This is a genomic window from Pseudomonas sp. MDT2-39-1 (assembly GCF_054898085.1).
Map to the genome: position 1 here is coordinate 4,836,023 of NZ_CM142716.1, position 22,740 is coordinate 4,858,762.

General features: G+C 60.2%; 20 protein-coding genes and 3 pseudogenes. 17 read left to right on the top strand and 6 right to left on the bottom strand.

Translation table 11 applies throughout. The annotated features are described in order from the left end of the window. Positions 1-25: 25 nt before the first annotated feature. The 3 genes from ACYZTM_RS22630 to ACYZTM_RS22640 form a co-directional block, all read right to left on the bottom strand. Entirely contained in the window at positions 26-439 is a 414-nt protein-coding gene (locus ACYZTM_RS22630) for a hypothetical protein (RefSeq protein WP_131060377.1), read from the bottom strand. 3 nt (positions 440-442) lie between these two features. Beyond that, positions 443-724, bottom strand: coding sequence for a hypothetical protein (locus ACYZTM_RS22635; protein WP_131060378.1), 282 nt, complete (start codon positions 722-724; stop codon positions 443-445). Positions 725-956: 232 nt separating this feature from the next. Continuing rightward, the gene (locus tag ACYZTM_RS22640; protein WP_131060379.1) at positions 957-1,247 is read right to left on the bottom strand and encodes a DUF3077 domain-containing protein; all 291 of its coding nucleotides are present in this window, start codon (positions 1,245-1,247) and stop codon (positions 957-959) included. Positions 1,248-1,778: 531 nt separating this feature from the next. Here ACYZTM_RS22640 and ACYZTM_RS22645 point away from each other — a divergent pair. The 4 genes and pseudogenes from ACYZTM_RS22645 to ACYZTM_RS22660 all read left to right on the top strand — a co-directional run. Further along, positions 1,779-1,985: pseudogene (locus ACYZTM_RS22645) on the top strand (toxin-antitoxin system HicB family antitoxin); the annotation flags it as partial. Positions 1,986-2,026: 41 nt separating this feature from the next. After that, positions 2,027-2,350, top strand: a complete 324-nt coding sequence (locus tag ACYZTM_RS22650; RefSeq protein ID WP_131060382.1) for a hypothetical protein — start codon at positions 2,027-2,029, stop codon at positions 2,348-2,350. 241 nt (positions 2,351-2,591) lie between these two features. Next, entirely contained in the window at positions 2,592-2,957 is a 366-nt protein-coding gene (locus tag ACYZTM_RS22655; RefSeq protein ID WP_461984751.1) for a hypothetical protein, read from the top strand. After that, positions 2,950-3,261 carry a hypothetical protein gene (locus tag ACYZTM_RS22660; protein WP_256656949.1) on the top strand — a complete coding sequence of 104 codons (312 nt, stop codon included), beginning with the start codon at positions 2,950-2,952 and terminating at the stop codon, positions 3,259-3,261. Before ACYZTM_RS22655 ends, ACYZTM_RS22660 begins: the two co-directional genes overlap by 8 nt. A gap of 97 nt (positions 3,262-3,358) precedes the next feature. Here the strand turns inward: ACYZTM_RS22660 and ACYZTM_RS22665 are convergent, their stop codons facing one another. Further along, positions 3,359-3,958, bottom strand: a complete 600-nt coding sequence (locus ACYZTM_RS22665; protein ID WP_131060463.1) for a cupin domain-containing protein — start codon at positions 3,956-3,958, stop codon at positions 3,359-3,361. Positions 3,959-4,028: 70 nt separating this feature from the next. Continuing rightward, positions 4,029-5,990 carry an oxidoreductase gene (locus tag ACYZTM_RS22670; RefSeq protein ID WP_131060384.1) on the bottom strand — a complete coding sequence of 654 codons (1,962 nt, stop codon included), beginning with the start codon at positions 5,988-5,990 and terminating at the stop codon, positions 4,029-4,031. Positions 5,991-6,206: 216 nt separating this feature from the next. Here ACYZTM_RS22670 and ACYZTM_RS22675 point away from each other — a divergent pair. Next, positions 6,207-6,709, top strand: a pseudogene (locus ACYZTM_RS22675) (extracellular solute-binding protein); the annotation flags it as partial. Positions 6,710-6,769: 60 nt separating this feature from the next. Here ACYZTM_RS22675 and ACYZTM_RS22680 read toward each other — a convergent pair. After that, positions 6,770-6,880 (bottom strand): annotated as a pseudogene (locus tag ACYZTM_RS22680) (ABC transporter substrate-binding protein); the annotation flags it as partial. On the opposite strand from ACYZTM_RS22680, the gene ACYZTM_RS22685 reads away from it, so the two are divergent. The 12 genes from ACYZTM_RS22685 to ACYZTM_RS22740 all read left to right on the top strand — a co-directional run bounded on the left by ACYZTM_RS22685 (position 6,836) and on the right by ACYZTM_RS22740 (position 22,689). Continuing rightward, positions 6,836-7,579: a class II aldolase/adducin family protein gene (locus ACYZTM_RS22685; RefSeq protein WP_461989188.1), complete on the top strand. Its 744-nt coding sequence runs from the start codon at positions 6,836-6,838 to the stop codon at positions 7,577-7,579. The pseudogene ACYZTM_RS22680 and the gene ACYZTM_RS22685 overlap by 45 nt on opposite strands. Before the next feature lie 253 nt (positions 7,580-7,832). After that, entirely contained in the window at positions 7,833-8,480 is a 648-nt protein-coding gene (locus ACYZTM_RS22690; protein ID WP_131060385.1) for a TetR family transcriptional regulator C-terminal domain-containing protein, read from the top strand. Between the two features lie 92 nt (positions 8,481-8,572). Then, positions 8,573-9,289, top strand: a complete 717-nt coding sequence (locus ACYZTM_RS22695) for a response regulator (protein ID WP_131060386.1) — start codon at positions 8,573-8,575, stop codon at positions 9,287-9,289. 5 nt (positions 9,290-9,294) lie between these two features. Further along, positions 9,295-10,068, top strand: a complete 774-nt coding sequence (locus tag ACYZTM_RS22700; protein ID WP_461989189.1) for a substrate-binding periplasmic protein — start codon at positions 9,295-9,297, stop codon at positions 10,066-10,068. Further along, positions 10,065-12,326, top strand: a complete 2,262-nt coding sequence (locus ACYZTM_RS22705; RefSeq protein WP_461984754.1) for an ATP-binding protein — start codon at positions 10,065-10,067, stop codon at positions 12,324-12,326. Before ACYZTM_RS22700 ends, ACYZTM_RS22705 begins: the two co-directional genes overlap by 4 nt. Before the next feature lie 194 nt (positions 12,327-12,520). Beyond that, entirely contained in the window at positions 12,521-13,933 is a 1,413-nt protein-coding gene (locus ACYZTM_RS22710) for an amino acid permease (RefSeq protein ID WP_461984756.1), read from the top strand. 377 nt (positions 13,934-14,310) lie between these two features. Then, positions 14,311-15,102 carry an enoyl-CoA hydratase/isomerase family protein gene (locus tag ACYZTM_RS22715; RefSeq protein WP_131060389.1) on the top strand — a complete coding sequence of 264 codons (792 nt, stop codon included), beginning with the start codon at positions 14,311-14,313 and terminating at the stop codon, positions 15,100-15,102. 52 nt (positions 15,103-15,154) lie between these two features. Beyond that, on the top strand, positions 15,155-16,315 hold the full coding sequence (locus ACYZTM_RS22720; protein WP_131060390.1) for an acyl-CoA dehydrogenase family protein: 1,161 nt from the start codon (positions 15,155-15,157) through the stop codon (positions 16,313-16,315). 18 nt (positions 16,316-16,333) lie between these two features. Further along, positions 16,334-18,433, top strand: a complete 2,100-nt coding sequence (locus tag ACYZTM_RS22725; protein ID WP_461984758.1) for an acetate--CoA ligase family protein — start codon at positions 16,334-16,336, stop codon at positions 18,431-18,433. A 10-nt stretch (positions 18,434-18,443) separates the two neighbouring features. Continuing rightward, positions 18,444-20,051, top strand: coding sequence for a 5-guanidino-2-oxopentanoate decarboxylase (locus ACYZTM_RS22730; protein WP_461984760.1), 1,608 nt, complete (start codon positions 18,444-18,446; stop codon positions 20,049-20,051). Positions 20,052-20,090: 39 nt separating this feature from the next. Beyond that, positions 20,091-21,281, top strand: coding sequence for a pyridoxal phosphate-dependent aminotransferase (locus tag ACYZTM_RS22735; protein ID WP_461984762.1), 1,191 nt, complete (start codon positions 20,091-20,093; stop codon positions 21,279-21,281). After that, complete coding sequence (locus tag ACYZTM_RS22740) at positions 21,274-22,689, top strand: aldehyde dehydrogenase family protein (protein ID WP_461984764.1); 1,416 nt, start codon at positions 21,274-21,276, stop codon at positions 22,687-22,689. The genes ACYZTM_RS22735 and ACYZTM_RS22740 overlap by 8 nt, the downstream gene beginning before the upstream one ends. Positions 22,690-22,740 lie beyond the last annotated feature (51 nt).

The following is a 22,740-nucleotide window of genomic DNA, read 5'->3' on the forward strand; positions in this document are numbered from 1 at the left end:
GCTTCGGCTTGTTAAACACTCAATGTTACTTTTTTATACGCTTGGCTTTCGCTTCCGCTGCCTTCTGTACGACAGGGTAATACTCAATGTCTAACCGCCCCATCTTGGGTAGAGGCGTGGAGGCGTAGACGCTTTGATTCGGGGCAAACCAATCGGAATCAAAATAGACTTGGACTTCGTTGTTCAAGTCGAACTTCGTGCGCTGGGCCAGTCCGCTCAACGCGAAACCATCGTCCGCAGGGTCTAAAACAAATTCACCCGGAAACAATTTTTCTGTTTTTCGCGTAGTGCCGTAGGCGATTCTTACCGCGTGATCATCTTCGAAAACAGCGACTACCAATGCGGGGCGAGCTTTGGGGCCTGGATTCCCGATGACTTCGGGGAAATGACACCAGACAAAGTCGCCTGGTGCAGGCAGCGGGCGAAAAGGTACGGTCATTTTTCAGTAGAGCCTTTTAGTAATGCGCTCCTCCGGAAGGTCCGTAGCAGGGCTAGCTGCACGAATTGCGGAGACTTGAGCCGGGGTTAGAGGTCCATCGTCTAGCTCGTACTTGGGCAAATAGCGGTCAGCAAATTGCCTCAAAGCGAGGTGGGCGACTTCGGTTTTACTCAAACCGGTCTGATTCATAAGCAACTCGATTGTCGAGATGCTTACCCCTGTTGGCGTGTCCTGTTTGCGTAATCGCAGCAGAAAGCTTTCAGATTTTTCAGTGGTGAGGGTCATTGGGTACTCCAAAGCATATGTTTCTTGGTAGAGCGTCCGAGCTCTGACTATCCTTCAATCTAGAAGGTGATATAGATTCTATATCTCTCCAGTGAAAAAGCAATCACCCCAAGCCGTGGTATCTCTCAGCAAGTGGGTGGCAGCATAGGCGCCATGGGAGAGTCGCTAGCATCACTCCCCATGGCGGTCTGATACCCCTAATGCTCGGGGCACTTATCAGAAAGGCTAGCCGCTATTTCGCGGCCTTCTTGTCCTTCCGAGCAGGTCTGGGTGTAACCGCCTTCACCACATCATCAAGCAGCGCTTTACCCATCGCCGTTAAATAGTGCGCGGCCCAGGCATGACGGTCGGTGTCTCTTACGTATGCGGCATCCTCCGTGAACGCCTTGGCCAGGAACAGAAAATCAGATGCCTGTGCCAATGCAACACTCACGGGCACCCCTGCGCTGACGTGGAACATCGCTTTGCCTGAACAGTAGATAGGGGTGAAGCCGATGGTTTTTACTTCTGTTGGTTCGGTCATTTGCCACCTCCATTGACGGAGATGCAGCGGGATCGACAGTCAGAATTGAGGTGAGGGTAACGCAGAAATTTGTACGGATTTACAGTGTGCATTGTCTACTCCTTGACGTTAGGAGCTGCCGTTTTCGTTACCAAGCGAATGGGTGGCAGCTGCGCGCAGGTTGGTAAACCGGGAGTCAAGGAGACCGGCACGCCCGAAGGCGTCCCACGCACAGCCGCCATAGCACAAGATTACTGATGAAAAAAACCAGTATTGTGAAGGGGACGCTGTTGCGTAACTCGTCGGGTTACCAAGCCCGTTCGCTGAACTTTCAGCGACGGCTGGAGAATATCCCAGCGAAGATAAGGCCAACAAGACGGTAACGAGCCAAAACGCACAGCAAGCGCACCTCTTACGCAACTCTCGGATTTTGCCTACAACTTCATCGAGAGTCACCCGGATATTCTGGCACCGACCCCACTCCGACAAAGAAACTAAGCCCTACCAGGTTAGTGATGCTCGGGCTTTCCTTGAGCAAGCAGGAGCCACCCCGTGAACGAAATGAATTACCAAGACTATGTCGCCCGAATTGAATACAGCAACGAAGACGGCCTGTTTGTCGGCCATATTGCGGGTATCAAAGATGTGGTTGGCTTTCATGGCGAGTCAGTACTCGAGCTTCGAGATGCATTTGAAGAGGCCGTCACTGATTATCTGGAGGCATGCGAGAAAACAAGGCGCATCCCGGTCATTAGCTATCATGCAATAAAGAGCTAAATCACCGGATAGCGGGGAAGAGCATGAACAGATGGCGGCGGCTTTGGTTGATTATCAAGCTGATAGCAGCCCTTGCGGCCTGCGTGGCCGTCGCTATTCAGGCTTTTCTCTACATGCTGGAAAGCTCCGACGCCGTGCAAATTCACCCATTGAGCATTCTGGTTGTCGGGCTGATTTTTGGCTTCATTACTTTTGGACTTCTTTCACTGATTGAAAGGGGTGTGTTGGGGCTGGTGGTCCCGAACAATTCCAGAGCTCAAGCAGAACCTGAAGGCGATGCCGAGGCAACGCCGGAATGGCCACTGACCCTGCCAACTGAAGACCCCATTCATCAGAGAAATCTGTGACCCTGGTCAGCTTCGAAAAGAACCGCGTGGACGGATCTCACAGGAATAATTCCGGGCTGACAAAAACAAGCGAATCCTCCTACTTCGTACGCGGATACGTCCGAGATTGATCGAAGGTATATTCGGTTTTCAGCGAAGACATCAGTAGTGACTTCGCGGTCGAGCAGGTGGCTGGACGTTACGCACCATCTTCTGGTTGATCGGTTAATCGATGATTTATTCCCTCAAGGAGGAGGTAGCGATGTACAGCAGCAGTGAAGAGGGTTTTCAGGGTGATGATCAGACCGGGGGGGCAGAAGCCAAGCCAATGTCCAGGGATCTTCATCTGGATACCGGGCGGTTGGCCAATTTTTTCAAAGCGCGAATAAAGAATACCGAGTGCCCGTTTTGTGAGCATGATGAGTGGGAGTTGCCACTCCAAGCCGGGGCGACGGGCGTCGGGTTGCCTTGGGCGTGTGGCAAAGAGTATTTACGCTCCGGCACGCCGGCGGTGATGCTTAACTGCAAGTATTGCGGATTTGTTCGCTTGCATTCGCTGAGTGTGTTGGCAGATATCATCGTCGACGATGGGAGCAAAGCCCGTACGCTGGAGGTCTGCGATGAGTGAGCCTTTTGTGCTGGTAAACCTTGATGAGCATTACCCCGACCGCTTCCCGAGCAACAAAAGGAGTGGCGGAGACGATAAAGGACGAAGACCACCAGGTCCTCCAGGAGAAAACCCATTGGAACCACGTGTATCCCAACTAGAAACGCATATCGAATACGTCCGGCGTGACCTGGGTGACCTTCGCACTGATTTTAGTGAGCAGCGGAAAGACGCTCGAACGGATTTTCGATTACTGTTTGGCGCTTTGATTACCGCCGCGCTGGGTCTGGCGGCAGTCATGGGGAAAGGGTTCGGGTGGTTGTAAACGAATGCGCAAAAAGAAAATCGGCCAGACGCCGGTTTTTTTTGTGCAGTGGTCGTGCCACCTGAATCTATCAAGCGCTGAGACCGCTGCCGAACCCTCAAAACGAAGGCGGCGTAATCACCCAAATCACCACCGCATCCACCTCCCCAGGGTTCCCATACCGATGCGGCTCCTGGCTGGAAAAGCTGAAACTATCCCCCTCACTCAGCTGGAAATACCGCTCACCCACCCACAGCTCAAAACTCCCCGACAGCAAATACCCAGCCTCTTCCCCTTCATGGCTGTAACTCTGCTGACTGTAAGTCCCGGGCGGAAACCGTGAATGCAGCATCTCCAACTGCCGATTCGGCTGCGGCGTCAGCAGCTGATCCACAATCCCGTCCTCATAATGAACACTCATACGAGTGTTCTTGCGCACCACAACGCCGTTATCTTCAGGCGCCGTATTGCCCTCGCTGGCAAAGAACCACTGAATGGTTACACCCAGACTACGAGCGATATTGAACAGCGCAGGTATAGACGGATACGCCAGATTCCGTTCCAGCTGGCTGATGTACCCCGCCGTCAGCTCGCTCTTCTGCGCCAATTCCGCCAAGGTCATGCCCCGACGTTTGCGCAACCCACGAATCCGTGTGCCGAGAAAATGCGGTTCTGCCGTGGCGCTGTCCTGTGTAGGCGCGCTGCTGGCAGGCGGCATCTTGCTGCTGTTGCTCATGGCGTGCTCCAAACCGGGGTGATGGGTAAAAGCCCTGGAGTATAAAACAGCCTCAAAGCTCCCAGGCGACTTTCAAACCTTCGTAGATGGCTTCTTCGGCGGTGCGCGGGGCGAGGCAGTCGCCGATGCGGCGAAACTCCACCAAGCCTTGCAATTCGGCGCCAAGGGTATCGACGGGTTGGTGGCCTTGGCAGAGCACCAGAGTGTCGATGTTTTCGATGAGCATTGGTTCGCCGCTGGCGGTGTGTTGCAGGTAGACGGTGTTGTCGTCGCAGCCGTACAGGCGGGCGTAGGTAGTGATCGGGATGCCGAGTTTGTGCAGTTCGCCGGCCAGTTGATCGCGCACGTACTGCGGCAGGTTTTCGCCGCAGTGGGTGCCGTTGACGGCCAGTTGCACCTGGTGCCCGGCGCTTACCAGACGTTCGGCGATGCCGGGGCCGATCCAGTCGGCGCGCCAGTCGACCACCACCACGGAGCGGCCGATTTGCACTTGATCGCGCAGCACTTGCCAGGCATCCACGACCTGCAATTCACCGCCGCGCTCGAACGCTGGCCAATACGGTTCGGCGCCGGTAGCGACGATCACCATGTCCGGGCGTTCGCGTTCGACGAGCGCCCGGTCGACGCGGGTGTTGCGTACGACGCGTACGCCGGCCAGTTCCATTTCGCGTTGCAGGTTGGTGCTGGCACCGCCGAATTCGGCGCGTCGCGGCAGCAATTGCGCCAGTAAGACTTGGCCGCCGAGTTGCGAGCTGGCTTCGTAGAGGGTCACGTCATGTCCACGCTGGGCGGCCACAGCGGCAGCTTTCATCCCGGCTGGTCCGCCGCCGGCAATCATGATGCGTTTGCGTTGAGCGGTGGGTTGCCGCTGGCCGAAGATCAGTTCGCGCCCGGTTTCCGGGTGCTGGATGCAGGAAATCGGCAGACCTTTGTGAAAGTGGCCGATGCACGCCTGGTTACAGGCGATGCAGGCGCGCACATCCTCGACGTGGCCGGTGTCGGTTTTGTTGGGCATTTGCGGGTCGCAGATCAGTGCGCGGGTCATGCCGCAGACATCGGCCTGCCCGCGCGCGATGATCAATTCAGCTTCCTGCGGTTGGTTGATGCGCCCGGTGACGAACAGTGGAATCGACAGCCTGGCCTTGAACGTTCCGGCCTCCTTGGCCAGATAAGCGGCTTCGATCGCCATCGGCGGCACAATGTGCACGGCGCCGCCCAATGAGGCCGAGGTGCCGGCGACGATGTGCACGTAATCCAGAATCCCTTGCAGCGATTGCACGGCAGCCAGGGATTCGTCTTCGGTCAGCCCTTCGGGATCGCGTTCATCGGCAGAAATGCGCAGGCCGATGATGAAGTGTTCATCGGTGTTGGCGCGTACTGCATCGATCACTTCGCGCAGGAAACGCAGACGCTGTTCCAGTTCGCCGTTGTAGCCATCGGTGCGACGGTTGACCCGTGGATTGATGAATTGCGCCGGCAGGTAACCATGGCTGGCGACCACTTCCACACCGTCGATCCCAGCCTGATACAGGCGTCGGGCAGCGGCCCCGTAACCGGCGACAATCTCGTCGATCATCGCTTGATCCAGCGCCCGAGGCATCACCCGAAACCGCTCGTTGGGCACCGCCGAAGGCGAGTAAGCGACAGCGAGCAAGCCATCGCTGGACTCCATGATTTCCCGACCCGGATGGAAGATTTGTGACAGCACCACGGTGCCGTGCGCATGGCAGCGCTCAGCGATTGTTCGATAGCCCTTGATGCAAGCGTCGTCGGTGGCCATCAGCACGTGCGAGGTGTACCGCGCGCTGTCATGCACGCCGGCCACTTGCAACACGATCAGCCCGACGCCGCCTTCGGCCCGCGCAGTGTGGTAGGCAATCAGTTGCTCGTTGACCAGGTTGTCGGTGGGCATCGAAGTGTCGTGACCGCTGGACATGATGCGGTTTTTCAGGCGTTTGCCACGCAGTTGCAGAGGTTCGAACAGGTGCGCGAAGGCAGGGGAAGCGGTCGACATGGTGCAATTACTCCAGGCAGGCTGAAGCCGAAAGGCCGGTTTTTTTGCGTTGTTGTTATTTGCCTATAGAAATTTACCTGTAGTAAAAAATCAACTTGTTTTTTTACTGAGGCTCGCAGTAGATTCATTTGGCGCCCGGACCTGAGGCGAACCTCACAACAATAAAAAAGGGTCACGTCGAGGTAATTCGCGTGGCACCTGCAAGAGGAACCACTGATGAAATCGAATACGCTCAAGCACGGTTTTTATCCCTTGTTGCTGTCCTTGGCCATGGGCCTTGGGAGCGCTCAGGCAGCACCGGACATGGTGGTGGTGGGTTACGGCGGCGCCGGCCAGCAAGCCCAGGATGTGGCGTTTTTCCAGCCGTTCAGCGTCGCGGATCACAGCAAGCTGATCCAGAGTGAATACAACGGTGAGATGGCCCGGATCAACGTGATGGTCGACACCGGCAATGCCGATTGGGACGTGGTGCAGATTGAAGGCCCGGACCTGATGCGCGGTTGCGATTAAGGTATGAAAAACTCGACTGGAAAACCCTGGGTCGCATCGAGCAGTTGATTCCCGATGCGGCGCAGCCGTGCGGTTCCGCAGCGCTGGTGTGGAGCGTGGCGATTGCCTATGACACTCAGAAGCTGGCGCAGGCCCCGACCTCTTGGGCTGACTTCTGGGATGTGCAGAAAATCCCTGGCAAACGCGGGCTGCGCAAACGTGCGGTGTACAAACACTGAATAAACGTCATCGACCTTCACCCCGTCGGACCTTGAGTTCGCCTTGCTGGACGTCGAGGTCATCACCACATCCCCGGCCGTCAGCCATTGCGCCGGTTGCGCGCCGGCCTCCCACCACTGGATATAGGGTTTGAGTTCAGTGAGTTTGGCGAAGGCCCGGTCGCGCACTTTCGCATCACAGATCTGATTTTTACCCACATCTCGGTGCGCCTGCCGGGGCCTGAACATCACTTCCTGATCAATCCGTACGGGCTGATGTTCGATGAAATCACCGCGTCCAATCTGGTGAAAATCGGTCTCGATGGCCGGGCCGTGGAGCCGACGCCATACCCGGTGAATCCTGCGGGGTTTGTGATTCACAGTGCCATCCACGGTGCACGTGAAGATGCACAGTGCGTGCTGCACACCCACACCCGATCCGGTTGCGCGGTCGCGGCGTTGAAATGCGGGTTGTTGCCGGTGAATCAGATTTCCATGGAGTTCTATGGTCGGGTTGCCTATCACGACTATGAGGGCGTGGCGCTGGACATGAGCGAGCAGCAGCGTCTGGTGCAGGACCTTGGCGACAAGCCGGTGCTGATGCTGCGTAACCACGGTTTGTTGACCGTTGGCGAGACCGTGAGCCAGGCCTTCTTGCGCATGTATTACCTGGAAAAAGCGTGCGAAATCCAGCTCGCCGCGCAGGCTGCAGGTGAACTGGTTTTGCCGCCGAGCAAAGTGTGCGAACACACCGAGCGTCAGTTCAACGATCCTGGCCGTCCGCTGGATGAAGGCGAGTTGAGCGACCCGGATGCCGTGCAGTTGGCTTGGGCGGCGTTGTTGCGATTGCTTGAGCGGGTGGCGCCGGGTTATCGGGACTGACCTGGGTTTTTGAATGGATGGACTACCTATATCGCGAGCAGGCTCACTCCCACAGGGTTATGTGTCGGGCGCAGATATTGGATTACTGCTCAGATCAGTGTGGGAGCGAGCCTGCTCGCGAAAGCGGTGTGTCAGTCATCCGGTTTCTGGGGCGTGCAACTGACTGGAGACTTCCCACTCTCTTGCTGTACAGTCGTTCAGCCCGCGGATTGTCCAGCCGCGCCCTAACGATTGTCCACGGAGAGTGTCGCTCATGAGTCAGGAAGCCCGTTTTTCCCGCATGGAGCCGGAGTTGCGCAAGGCCAACCTGATCGAAGCCACGCTGGTTTGCCTCAAGCGCCACGGCTTCCAGGGCGCATCGATCCGCAAGATTTCCGCCGAGGCCGGTGTCTCGGTCGGGTTGATCAGCCATCATTATTCCGGCAAGGATGAACTGGTGGCCGAAGCTTACCGGGCGATCACCGGTCGTGTCATGAGTTTGCTGCGCGACGCTATGGAGCATGCGGCGCCCAACGCCCGCGAGCGCTTGTCGGCGTTCTTCCGCGGGTCTTTCTCCGCCGAACTGCTCGACCCGCAACTGATCGATGCCTGGCTGGCATTCTGGGGCGCGGTGCGCACGGCGGAGTCAATCAACCTCGCGCACGAGCATTCCTACGGCGAGTACCGCGGCATCTTGCGCAAGGTCCTGACCGAGCTGGCGCAGGAGGAGGGCTGGGAAAACTTCGACGCCGATCTGGCCGCCATCAGCCTCAGCGCATTGCTCGACGGTTTGTGGCTGGAGTCGGGCCTCAACCCTGGCACCTTCACCCCGGAGCAAGGCATCCAGATTTGCGAAGCCTGGGTCGATGGATTGCAGGCCGGTGGTCGCCAACGGTTTTGCGTCCAGACGACGGGCTGTTGATCGGTCGTTCAGCTGTCGATACTCTCTGGCGCAAAGGCAACAAAACACTCTAATAAGAAACACGCCTTCGGGCATACGCGGGACACCTAGCGATGACTCCTCGAGTACTGATCGTCGATGACGATCCGCTGATTCGCGAACTGCTGCACGCCTACCTGTCCCAGGAAGGTTATGACGTGCATTGCGCGGCCACGGCGGAGCTGGCCGACACCTTTCTGGCGAGCCAGACGGTTGATCTGGTGATGCTCGATATCCGCCTGCCGGGTAAGGACGGCCTGACCCTGACGCGGGAGCTGCGGGTCCGTTCGGAAGTCGGGATCATTCTGATCACCGGGCGCAACGATGAGATCGACCGCATCGTCGGCCTCGAATGCGGCGCCGATGACTACGTGATCAAACCCCTCAACCCACGCGAGCTGGTGTCCCGGGCGAAAAACCTGATCCGCCGAGTTCGTCACGCGCAGGTGCCTCAACCGGTAGCGGCCATCGCAAAGCCGGTCAAACAATTTGCCGACTGGGCGCTGGACACCGATCGCCGGCGGCTGATCGACCCCACCGGCAGCGAAACCCTGCTGACCCACGGCGAGTACCAGTTGCTCAGCGTATTCCTGCGCAACAGCGGCCATACCTTGAGCCGCGATCAGTTGATGGATCAGATCCGCAACCGCGAGTGGGTGCCCAATGATCGCTCCATTGACGTGCTGGTCGGACGCTTGCGACGCAAGTTGCACGACGACCCGGCCGAGCCGCAACTGATCATCACCATCCACGGCGCCGGTTACCTGTTCACCGCCAGCGTGGCGGCTTGAGTTTTATGTGGCGGGTGTTTGCGCTGCTGTTGGCGCTGGTCACGAACAGCGCGATGGGGGCGCAAAAGATTCGCTACTGCGACTATCCGGTTTACCCGCCGATCTCCTGGAGCGACGGCAAACAGGTGCGCGGCGTGGCCCCAAGTGTGGTGAAAAACCTCTTCGAAAAACTCGGCTACGAAGTGGAAATCGTTGTGCTCGGCAACTGGAAACGCTGCCTGCTCGACGCGGCCGAAGGCCGGGTCGATGTGGTGTTGGCCTACAACACCGCGCAACGGGAACGGAGCATGATTTTTTCCACGGTGCCGGTGCTGCGTGAAGAGGTCGCGTTGTTTATCAATCGTCAGCGTCCGGTGAAATTCGAGCGTCTGGAGGACTTGGCCAGTTACCGTGGCGGACTGTTGTTTGGTGAAAGTTACGGCGTGGAATTCGACCACATGGTTGCACAACACCAAAACATCGAGTGGGTCTCTGACAGCCGCCAGAACTTCGGCAAACTGATCCGCGGGCGCATCGACTTCATCACCTCGGAGCGACGCACCGGCGAGCTCTACGTCGAAAATCTGCCGGGCGCGCAGGACATCGTCGCATTGCCCACGTCCTTGAGCGTGGACTACCTGCGGATTGCGGTATCACGCCGTTCCCCGCTGGCCAGCCTCATGCCGGACATCGATGCGCAACTCAAGCGCATGGTCGATGCCGGAGAGGTCGACCGTTTGCTCAACGAAAGCGAAGTCACCTACCGCGACATGGTCAACCTGCCGGCGAATTCGCCATGATCCGCGCTCGACCCGGTGGACTGCTGCGGCGTCTGCTGCTGTTCATTCTGTTGTTCAGCCTGTGCTTCACCGTGTTGGCCAGCACCGTGCAGTTGTACTTCGAATACCGCCGCGAGATGCGCGAGATCGATTCGCGCATGGAGCTGATTCGCGCCGGGTATCTGGCCAGCCTGGAGCGCAGTCTCTGGGATTTGAACGAGGGACAATTGAATGTGCAGCTGCGCGGGCTGGTGGATTTTTCCGACGTGGCGCGGGTTCGTCTGACCAGCGCGGATTTCGATTTGCTGCAAGGCAATCCGAACCCGACAGGACCGCTGCGCATCGAGCGTTTTCAACTGGACTATCAACCGCCGTCCGGGCCGCTACGGCATCTCGGGCAACTGGAAGTCAGCACTGATCTGGGCGCTGTGCATCAGCGTTTGTATGCCACCGGTTTGACCAGTTTGCTGTGGATGAGCATGTTTCTGTGCGGGCTGGCGGTGGCGCTATCGTGGTTGTTTTATCGCTTGGTGACCCGACACCTGCAAGTCATGGCCGAGTTTGCGCGGCGCATCGCCGCCGGTGACTGGTACGAGCCGATGCATTTGGACAAGCGCCGCAGCCCTCACCCGGATGAGATCGACACCGTCGCCTATGCGCTGGACGACATGCGCCGGGCCATTCTCAGTGACATCGACCGCCGTGAAAGCGATCGGCTGGCCCTGCAAGACAACCGCGATGAACTGTTCCGGATGGTCGAGCGTCGCACCGCCAGCCTGATGCGTGCCAAGGACGAAGCCGAAGCGGCCAACCTCGCCAAGTCGCGCTTTCTGGCGACCATGAGCCACGAGTTGCGCACACCGCTCAACGGCATCCTCGGCATGGCTGAATTGCTGCGCGGCGCGAGTCTGGATGAGCGTGACGGCAAGCGTCTGGATGCGTTGTACAAGGCGGGCGAAGGGTTGCTGTCGATTCTCAATGAAGTGCTGTATTTCGCTCGTTTGGAGGAAGGTGTTAGCCACCCGGAACCGGTGGATTTTTCGCTCCGGCAGTTGCTGGATGAGGTGCTGACGCTGCTGGAACCGCGCGCGTTGAGCAACGACACGACGCTGCAGTGCCGGATGGATCCACAGGTCGCTGACCGGCACAACGGGGCCGAACAATTCTTGCGTCAGGTATTGAGCAACTTGCTGGCCAACGCGATCAAGTTCACCGAGGGCGGAGAGGTTGAAGTCGAGGTCGTGCTATTGGCTCCCATCCCGCAACAGACCGGGCAACGGCTGCGCGTGAGTGTGACGGACAACGGCATCGGCATTGCGGCGGCGGTGCAGGAAAAGATTTTCGAGCGCTTCACCCAGGCCAGCGAGGAAGTGGCGCAACGCTTCGGCGGAACCGGTCTCGGACTGGCCATTTGCAAACATCTGGTGGGGCAGTTGGGCGGGCAGATCGGCGTTGAAAGTGACGTCGGGCGGGGCAGTTGTTTCTGGTTCGAGCTGACATTACTGCCCTCGACCGGCACCACCGATGTGGCGTCAAGCAGCGAGCCCGGCCAGGCGCTGAAGATTCTGGTGGTCGAAGATGTGGCGCTGAACCGGGATGTGGTCAGCGGCTTGCTGCAACGGGACGGGCATCAAGTCTGGCTCGCCGAAGACGGCGAACAGGCGCTGACGCAATGCGCCGGGCAGGCGTTCGATTTGATCCTGCTCGATGTTCACCTGCCAGGCATCAGTGGCGTCGAGTTGTGCACACTGATCCGCCGCACCGACGGCCCGAACCGCCACTGCCGAATCTTCGCCCTGACCGCCAGCGTGCAACCGGCGCTGGTGCGCGGTTATCTGGATGCCGGGATGGATGGCATTCTCGCCAAACCGCTGAAACTCGACAATCTGCGTCAGGCGCTGGCCGGGAACTCACCCACACTTGCGCAGCAGCCTGATGACGAAACGATGGATTGGCCGCTGCTGGACACTCACCGCGCCTTGCTCGGTGAACAGAAACTGCAGGGATTGCTGACGGTGTTGCGCGATTCGATCAGTCAGCACCGCGAGGCGCTCACGGAAGCGATCGAGGCCGACGATTGCACCGAAGTCGCTCATCTGGCGCATCGCTTGGCCGGCAGCAGCGATTCATTGGGCTTTCGTGCACTGGCCAATGTGCTGCGCGCGCTGGAACAGGCCGCGCTGGTCAACGACGAATCAAGGTTGCGGGCATTGGCGTCGCAGGTTCATGCGCAATTACGGCATTCGCAACAGACGCTGGCTGAGCTGCTGCACACCTGACGTACAAATTTGTTACGTCTTTTTACAACTTTGATCGTTACGGTCAACGTGAGCTTACATGGTCTTCCAATAATCGAGGCAACCGCCACAGCGCGGTCTTCGAAGCTTATTGGAGATAATAATAATGAACCGCCGTAAAGCTCATCCTTCCTTGCGCCGTGGCGCGCACCTCATCCAGTACTGAGGCGCAGACCATGAATGAAACTACCGAACGCAACGGCATCCACCTGACCCGCGCCCTGAAAAGCCGGCACATTTTCATGTTGTCGCTGGGCGGCGTGATTGGCACCGGGCTGTTTATGGGCTCAGGCCTGACGATCAATCAGGGCGGGCCGGTGGGGGCGATTCTGGCCTACCTGGTCGCCGGTTTCCTAATGTACCTGGTGATGGTTTGCCTGGGCGAACTGTCTGTACAAATGCCGGTCTCCGGCTCTTTTCAAACCCATGCGACCAAATTCATCGGACCGGCCACCGGGTTCATGATCGGCTGGGTGTACTGGATGAGTTGGGCGACGACCGTGGGTCTGGAGTTCACGGCGGCAGGCATGCTGATGGAGCGCTGGTTCCCCACCATTCCCATCTGGTATTGGTCGGCGCTGTTCGTGGTGGTGCTGTTCGGCCTGAATGCGTTGGCGACGCGTGCTTTTGGTGAGGCGGAATACTGGTTCTCCGGGATCAAGGTTGCGGCGATTCTCGGTTTTATCGTGGTCGGCGTGTTGGTGATCTTCGGTGCGATCCCGCTGAGCAGCGGCGCCCCGGCACCGATGATGAGCAACCTGATTGGCGACTCGCTGTTTCCCAACGGCTTGTCCGCAGTGTTCGCGGTGATGATGACCGTGGTCTACGCCTTCCAGGGCTGCGAGATCATGGGCGTTGCCGCCGGCGAAACCGATCAGCCGGAAAAAAGCATCCCGCGCGCCGTTCGCAACGTGGTGTTTCGCGTGTTGATTTTCTATGTGCTGGCGATCGCGGTGCTGTCGGCGATCGTGCCGTGGCAGCAGGCCGGGCTGATGGAAAGTCCGTTCGTGCAGGTGTTCGACATGGTCGGCATTCCTTACGCCGCGGACCTGATGAACTTCGTGATCCTCACGGCGATTCTGTCGGTGGGTAACTCCGGCCTGTATGCCTCGACGCGCATTCTGTGGGCGATGTCGAAGACCGGCATGGCGCCGAAAAGTCTGTCGCCATTGAGCAAGCGCGGCGTGCCGTTGCGGGCGCTGAGCATCACCTTGTGCTTCGCGCTGGTGTCGTTGATGACCAGCTTCGTCGCGGCGGACACGTTGTTCATGGTGCTGATGGCGGTGAGCGGCATGTCCGGCACGGTGACCTGGATTGTGATCGCACTGGCGCAGTACAAATTCCGCAAGGCTTACCTGCGCGATGGCGGCAAGCTCAGCGATCTGAAATACCGTGCGCCGTGGTTCCCGCTGCTGCCGCTGACGTGCATTGCGTTGTGCTGCTCGCTGTTCGTGTTCCTGGCACTGGATGAGACGCAGCGTCCTTCGTTGTATTGGGGCTTTGGGTTCATCGCGGTGTGCTACGCCGCGTATTTCCTGACCCAACGCAAGCGTCAGGTGGTGCTGGCGCCGAGCTTGCCGACGGCGTAACCGCACACACCAAGACAAAACCATGTGGGAGCGAACTGTGGCGAGGGGATTTATCCCCGTTGGACTGCGAAGCAGGCCCATTTTTTGGGGGCGGCTGCGCCACCCAACGGGGATAAATCCCCTCGCCACAGCTCACTCCCACAGTCGTTTGTGGAGGGCTGTAAATCGTCGATCCCGCACGCAGTTGTTCAAAGTTGTAACAGCGCGGTTGCTGCAAAACCGTATCTCAGGAATTAATTCAATAAAAACAATTACTTACTAAGTAAATGTGACTGTTACAGCCAATTTAATCGCCAATTGCCGTCTTGCTGAACACTCGTTTAGTATGGCCTCAAGTCGCATCACCTCAGGCCAAACACAATAATTCGAGGATTCGCATGACTACTCACATTTCTCTTCTGTGCCAGGTAAAAGCCGGCGTGGCCTGGATCACCCTCGATCGTGCCGCCCAGCGCAATGCGCTGGACATTCCAACCCTGAAAAACCTGCACACCTTGCTTGATGAGTTCAACGCCGATCCCGCCGTTCGAGTCGTTGTGCTGACCGGCAGCGGCCGCAGCTTCTGCGCCGGTGCCGACCTCGCCGAGTGGGCGGAAGCAGAAGCTCGCGGTGCCCTCGAAAGTTACGGCTGGACCGAAACCGCCCACGCACTGATGAGCCGTTTATACAGCCTCGAAAAACCGACCATCGCCGCGATCAATGGCACGGCCGTCGGCGCCGGGATGGACCTGACGCTGTGCTGCGACTTGCGTATTGCCGCGCAATCAGCACGGTTCAAGGCCGGCTACACCAGCATGGCCTACTCGCCGGACGCCGGTGCCAGTTGGCATTTGCCACGCCTGATCGGCACTGAACAAGCCAAGCGTCTGCTGTTTCTCGACGAAATGTGGAGCGCCGAGCGTGCCTTGGCTGCCGGCCTCGTCGGCGAAGTCTGCGCCGATGATCAACTGCACGACGTGACCACTGAATTGGCCACGCGCCTGGCCAACGGTCCGACGTTCGCTTTCGCCCAGACCAAAAAACTCATGCGCGAAGGCGCCCAGCGCAGCCTGCCGGAGCAACTGCAAGCCGAGCTCGCCGCCGGCCTGCTCTGCGGTCGCAGCCAGGACGGCGCCGAAGCCTTGCGCGCCGCCATCGAAAAACGCCCGGCCCACTTCAGCGGCCAATAAGCCCGGTGGCTTGCCCGTACACCTACTCAGCACATGAACAACAGGTAGCCCCATGAATTTCCAACTGACCCAAGAACAAGAAATGTTGGTGGACGCGGTACGCAGCTTTGTCGCCAAGGAACTGCTACCTCATGAGGAAGCGGTCGACCGCGCCGACGAAGTCTCCCCCGAGTTGGCGGCACAGATTCGTGGCAAGGCGATTGCGGCGGGTTTCTATGCCTTCAACATGCCGGAAGAAGTGGGCGGTGGCGGCCTCGATTACCTGTCCCAGGCGCTGATCGAACGCGAGCTGTCCAAGGTGTCATGGGCGCTGCATGTGTTCGTCGCGCGGCCGTCGAAAATCCTCATGGCCTGCACTGACGAGCAGATCAACGACTACCTGCTGCCGTGCATCCAGGGCGAGAAGATCGATTGCTTCGCGCTGACCGAACCGGGCGCCGGTTCCGATGCCAACGCGATCAAGACCCGCGCCGTGCGCGACGGCGATGACTTCGTTCTCAATGGCAGCAAGCACTTCATCAGCCACGCCGGGCACGCCGATTTCGCCATCGTTTTCGCCGTCACCGACACCTACGAGCACAACGGCCGCAAACGCAACGCCGTGACCTCGTTCCTGGTCGATCGCGACACGCCGGGCATGACCATTCGCCGTGGTCCCAAGTGCGTGAGCAACCGCGGTTACCACACTTTTGAAATGTTCTTCGACGACTGCCGCGTACCGGCCAATAAGGTGCTGGGCGAAGTCGGCAAGGGCTGGGACGTGGCCAACGCCTGGCTCACCGCCGGGCGGGTGATGGTCGCGGCCAACTGCGTCGGCCAGGCACAACGCGCGCTCGACGTGTCGCTGCAATGGGCGGCGGATCGCAAGCAGTTCGGTCAGCCGATCGGCACCTATCAGGGCATCTCGTTCAAGCTCGCCGACATGGTCACGCAGATCCGCGCGGCCGAACTGCTGACCTTGTACACCGCCTGGAAAATGGACCAAGGCACCATGACCGATGGCGAGGCCGGTATGGCCAAGTTGTTCGCCAGTGAAGTGCTCGGCAAGGTCGCCGATGAGGCGGTGCAGATCTTTGGCGGCATGGGCCTGATGGATGAATGCCCGGTGGAACGCATCTGGCGTAACGCGCGGATCGAGCGTGTCTGGGAAGGCACCTCGGAGATCCAGCGTCACATCATTTCCCGCGAATTGCTGCGGCCACTGTTGCGCTGATCCGCCCGGAGAATTGCTATGTCGCAAACGATTCGTGACAACCTCAAACGCTTGCTCGCACCGCGCCACCTGGCGTTTGTCGGTGGCCGCAGCATGGCCCGCGCGCTCAAGCGCTGCGCCGAAGGTGGCTACCTTGGCGAGATGTGGCTGGTCAATCCGCAGCACGACACCCTTGAAGGCGTGCCCTGTGTGCGCAGCATCGCCGAACTGCTGTGCGGCCCGGACGCGGTGTTCATCGCGACCAACCGCGAACTGACCCTGACCTGCGTCGCCGAACTGGCCGCCAAAGGCGCGGGCGGGGCCATCTGCTACGCCTCCGGGTTCGCCGAAACCGGCGCCGAGGGCCAGGCCTTGCAGCAGCAGTTGCTTCAGGCGGCTGGCAACATGGCCTTGCTCGGCCCCAACTGCTACGGCTTGCTCGACTACCTGCACAGCTCCGCGCTGTGGCCGGTGGCGCATGGCGGCAAACCGGTGGAGAAGGGCGTCGCTGTCCTGACCCAAAGCGGCAACTTTGCTTATAACTTATCGATGAGCGACCGCTCACTGCCGGTGGCCTACATGGCCTCGGTCGGCAATCAGGCGCAACTGGGCGTTGCCGAATTGATGGACGTGCTGCTCGACGAGCCGCGAGTCACTGCCATCGGCTTGCACCTCGAAGGTCTGAAAAACGTCCCGGGTTTTGCCCGCGCCGCGCACAAGGCCTTGGAGAAAGGCATTCCGATCATCGCCCTGAAAACCGGCGTGTCGCAGATCGGTGCCGAACTGGCGCTCAGTCACACCAGCTCACTGTCCGGTTCTGATGCGCTGTACGACAGTCTGTTTGCGCGCCTCGGCGTGATCCGCGTCAGTGGCCCGGTGAGTTTTGTCGAAACCCTGAAAGCGGCGGCGTGCGGCAAGCTGCCGACGGGCAACAGTCTGATCGCGTTGGCCTGTTCGGGCGGTGATGCCGGGCTGATTGCCGACTACGCCGAACGCAACGACCTGACCTTGCCGACACTCGATGAGGGTCAGCGAGAAGAGCTGGCGCACGTGCTGCCAAGCTACGCCAACCTGGTCAATCCGCTGGATTTCACCACGGCGATCTGGGGTGACGGCGAAGCCTTGAATCGCATGCTCGACAGCGCCCTGCGCACCGAAGGCGATGCAGCGATGCTGGTGCTCGATTACCCGGCGCAATTTACCGGCGAACGCAAGGAATGCGACCTGCTGCTGGAGTTGTATTGCGCCGCCCTGGTCCGCCACGGCAAAACCGGTTTTGTCACCTCGGCGTTCCCGGAATTGCTGCCGGCCCATGCTCGCGAACGTCTGCATGCCCAAGGCGTGTCGGCGTTGCAAGGCGTGGAAGACGGGCTGACCGCGTGGGGCCGAATTGCGGGCTATCAACGCAATCGCCAGGCGCTGCTGGCGCTCGGTGAATCGGCGCTGGTTCCGCATTGCCCGCAAGCGCTGGAAGGCGAAGGTCGCTTGCTCAATGAATGGGATTCCAAAAAAGCCTTGCGCGCCTTTGGCCTGCCGACGCCGAACGGCGTATTGAGCACCCCGGACAACGCATTGAGTGACGCCAATGCACTGGGTTATCCGCTGGTATTGAAAGCGGTCAGTGCCCAACTGCCGCACAAAACCGAAGTCGGCGCCGTGGCGGTGAACCTCAAGGACGCCGCGGCCCTGAGTGCCGCACTGGAAAAAATGCGCGCGAGCATTGCCGTTTACGCGCCGCAGGTGGCGTTCGATCAGGTGCTGCTGGAACCGATGGCCACACCGCCGTTAGCCGAATTGATCGTCGGCATCAAACGCGAAAACGACTTCGGCCTGGCGCTGGTCATCGGTGCGGGCGGGATTCTGGTGGAGTTGCTCAAGGACAGCCGCAGCCTGCTGCTGCCGACCACCGATGGTGCCATCCGCCAAGCATTGTTGAGCCTGCGCAGTGCCCCGTTGCTGCAAGGTTTTCGCGGTCGTGAAGCGGCGGATCTGGACGCGCTGGTGACGGCGATTCGTGCGGTGGCCGATTACGCCTGCGAGAACGCCGGGCAGTTGCTGGAACTCGATGTGAACCCATTGTTGGTCGGTGCCCATGGCACGACTGCGGTCGATGCGTTGATTCGCCTCGGCCACGAGTGAGGAAGTGAACATGCAAAGCACAACATTGACCGGCGGCCAGGCCCTGGTGCGTCTTCTGGCCAACTACGGCGTCGACACCGTGTTCGGCATTCCCGGCGTACACACGCTGGAGTTGTATCGCGGCTTGCCCGGCAGCGGCATTCGTCATGTGCTGACTCGCCACGAGCAAGGCGCCAGTTTCATGGCCGACGGCTACGCGCGGGTCAGCGGCAAACCGGGCGTGTGCTTCATCATCACCGGGCCGGGCGTGACCAACGCCGCGACCGGCATCGGCCAGGCGTATGCCGACTCGATTCCGATGCTGGTGATTTCCAGCGTCAACCACACGGCCAGCCTCGGTAAAGGCTGGGGGTGTCTGCACGAAACCCAGGACCAGCGCGCAATCACCGCGCCGATCACCGCGTTCTCGGCGGTGGCGCTCAGTGCCGAAGACCTGCCCGAGTTGATCGCCCGTGCCTACGCGGTGTTCGACAGCGAACGTCCGCGCCCGGTGCACATCTCGGTGCCGCTCGACGTGTTGTCCGCAAAAATCACCCGCGACTGGAGCAATGAAGTGGTGCGTCGCCCAAGCCGTGGCGTACCGGCAGCCACGGCGCTGGACCAGGCTGTGGCCAAGCTGCAAAGCGCCAAGCGGCCGATGATCATCGCTGGCGGTGGCGCATTGAATGCGCAGCAGCAAGTGCATGAACTCAGCACCCGGCTCGCCGCGCCGCTGTTCACCAGCGTTGCCGGTAAAGGCCTGTTGCCGCCGGATGCACCGCTGAATGCCGGCTCGACCCTGTGCGTAGAGCCGGGCTGGCAACTGATCGCCGAGGCCGACGTGGTGCTGGCCGTCGGCACCGAAATGGCCGACACCGATTTCTGGCGCGAGCGTCTGCCACTGAATGCCCAACTGCTTCGCGTGGACATCGACCCGCGCAAGTTCAACGATTTCTACCCATGCACGGTGGCGCTGCAAGGCGATGCGCAACACACCCTCGCCGCATTGCTGGAACGTCTGTCGCCCGCCAGGCGCGATGCCAGTGCCGCGAGCGCGTCCGTCGCAGCACTGCGTGAAGCGGTGCAAAACAGCCACGGCCCGTTGCAGTCGATCCACCAGGCGATTCTCGAACGGATCGCTGCCGAGCTGCCGGACGATGCTTTCATCAGCACCGACATGACCCAGCTGGCCTACACCGGCAACTACGCCTTCAACAGCCTGGCGCCTCGCAGCTGGTTGCATCCCACCGGTTACGGCACGTTGGGTTACGGCTTGCCGGCGGGCATCGGCGCCAAGTTCGGCGCACCGCAGCGGCCTGGGCTGGTGCTGGTTGGCGACGGCGGTTTTCTCTACACCGCGCAAGAACTGGCCACCGCCGTCGAAGAGCTGGACAGCCCGCTGGTGGTGTTGCTCTGGAACAACGACGCGTTGGGGCAGATTCGCGACGACATGATTGGGCTGGATATCGAGCCGATTGGCGTGCTGCCGCGCAACCCGGACTTTGCCGCCCTTGGCCGCGCGTTCGGTTGCACCGTGAGCGAGCCGCAGAGCCTGGCCGAACTGCAAACCGATTTGCGCCATGGCTTCAAGCGCAACGGCGTGACCCTGATCGAACTCAAGCATGCGTGCGCGCTCTGACTGCCATTTTTTACAGGGCTTTTTTAAGGGGATGGGGCCATGCGCTTTTCCGATCTGACTCAACGTATCGCCGGTGACGGCGCCGCCGCCTGGGACATTCATTACCGTGCATTGGCGCTGCAAGAACAGGGTGAAGACATTCTGCTGCTGTCAGTCGGCGACCCGGATTTCGACACGCCGGTGCCGATTGTGCAGGCGGCCATCGACAGCCTGTTGTCGGGCAATACCCACTACGCCGACGCGCGCGGTAAACGCGCACTGCGTGAAAGCATCGCCCGGCATTACGCCAGACGCAGCGGCCAGCAGGTCTCTGCGGAGCAGGTCACCGTGCTCGCCGGGGCGCAATGTGCGTTGTTCTGCGTGGCTCAGTGCGTACTGAATCCGGGCGATGAAGTGATCGTCGCCGAACCGATGTACGTCACCTATGAAGCCGTGTTCGGTGCCTGTGGCGCGGTGGTGATTCCAGTGCCAGCGCGTTCGGAGAACGGCTTTCGGGTCTTGCCCGAAGATGTCGCCGCACGCATCACCCCGCGCACTCGGGCGCTGGTGCTCAACAGCCCGCACAACCCGTCGGGAGCCAGTTTGCCGCGCGGCACGTGGCAGGCGTTGGCGCAGCTGTGCATCACCCACGACCTGTGGCTGATCTCCGATGAGGTCTACAGCGAGTTGCTTTACAACGGCGAACACATCAGCCCGGCCAGTCTGCCAGGCATGGCCGAGCGCACCGCGACGCTCAACAGCCTGTCGAAATCCCATGCCATGACCGGCTGGCGCATCGGCTGGTCGATCACTCCGCCCGCCCTGGCTGCACACCTGGAAAACCTTGCGCTGTGCATGCTCTACGGTTTGCCGGATTTCGTGCAGGACGCCGCCGTCGTCGCGCTGGAAAGCAATCTGCCTGAACTGGAGGCGATGCGCGAAGCCTATCGCCAACGCCGCGATCTGGTCTGCGAATGCCTGGCCGACTGCCCCGGCGTGCGCGCCTTGAAACCCGATGGCGGAATGTTCGTGATGGTCGATGTCCGCGACACCGGGCTCAGTGCCCAGGCGTTTGCCGACCGCTTGCTCGACCGTCATGGCGTCTCGGTCCTGGCCGGTGAAGCCTTCGGCCCGAGCGCTGCCGGGCATATCCGACTGGGGCTGGTGTTGGGCGCAGAACCCTTGCGTGATGCCTGCCAACGAATCACCCGTTGCGCCACTGAACTGATGGAAGCCCAAGTCTATGCATAATCACAAGACGCTGTTTATCGATGGCCGCTGGCAAACGCCTTCGGGGCAAGGCATCGCCGAGGTGATCAACCCGGCCACTGAAGAAGTCGCCGGTTCGGTGCCGCTGGGCGATGAGCGCGATGTCGACAACGCGGTGGCCGCCGCGCGCCGGGCGTTCGGTCCATGGTCGCGCACACCGTCAAGCGTTCGCGCCGGTTACCTGCGCGCGCTCGCCGAGCAACTGCACACGCGGGCCGACGAGATGGCCGCGGTGATCACCACTGAACTGGGGATGCCGGTGCAATGGTGTCGCTCGGTTCAGGTCGACGGGCCCATCATCGGCCTGGAGCAATACGTCGAACTCGCCGGCTTGATGGATGAAGTGCGCGAGGTCGGCAATTCGCTGGTGATCCGCGAGGCGGTCGGTGTGTGCGCCTTCATCAACCCGTGGAATTATCCGCTGCATCAACTCATCGGCAAGCTCGCTCCGGCGCTGGCCGCCGGCTGTACCGTGGTGGTCAAGCCGAGTCAGGAAACGCCGCTGCACGCCTTTTTACTGGCGCAAATGATTGAAGCCATCGGCTTGCCCGCCGGGGTATTCAACCTGGTCAGCGGACCGGGTTCGAAGGTCGGCGAAGCACTGGCCAAACACCCGGACGTGGGCATGGTCTCGTTCACCGGTTCCACCGGCGCCGGGGTTCGCGTGGCGCAGGCGGCAGCGCCTTCGGTGAAGCGTGTGTGCCTGGAACTGGGCGGCAAGTCGGCGTTGTTGATTGCCGAAGATGCGGACCTCGCTGCCGCGGTGCGCTACGGCGTGCAGGACGTGATGATCAACTCCGGGCAAACCTGCACCGCGTTGACCCGCATGTTGCTGCCCGCCAGTCGTTATGCCGAGGCCGTGGAACTGGCCATCGCCGAAACCCAAAGCCTGCGCATGGGAGATCCGCTGGACCCGCAGAGTTTCCTCGGGCCGATGTGTTCGGCGGCGCAACGGCGCACCGTGCGTGACTACATTCAGGTCGGTCAACAGGAAGGCGCGCGACTTCTGTGTGGCGGCGATACGGCGCACGCATTCGAGCGCGGTTACTACGTCAGCCCGACGCTGTTCGCCGATGTCGACAACCGCATGCGCATCGCCCAGGAAGAAATTTTCGGTCCGGTGCTATGCCTGATTCCTTACGCCGATGAAGCGCAAGCGATCCAGATCGCCAACGATTCGCCGTTCGGCTTGTCCAGCGGCGTCTGGGCCGCCAGCACTGAGCGCGCCTTGCACCTTGGGCGTCAGTTGCGCGCCGGGCAATGCTTTCTCAACGGCGCGGCGTTCAATTATCAGGCGCCGTTCGGTGGCTATAAACAGTCGGGCAATGGTCGGGAATGGGGGGAAGAAGGGCTCAACGAGTTCGTCGAAGTGAAGGCGATCCAGGTGTGACGTGAAGCGTTATCGCCCTCAAACTCAAAACCTGTCAGCGTCTAGGGAATT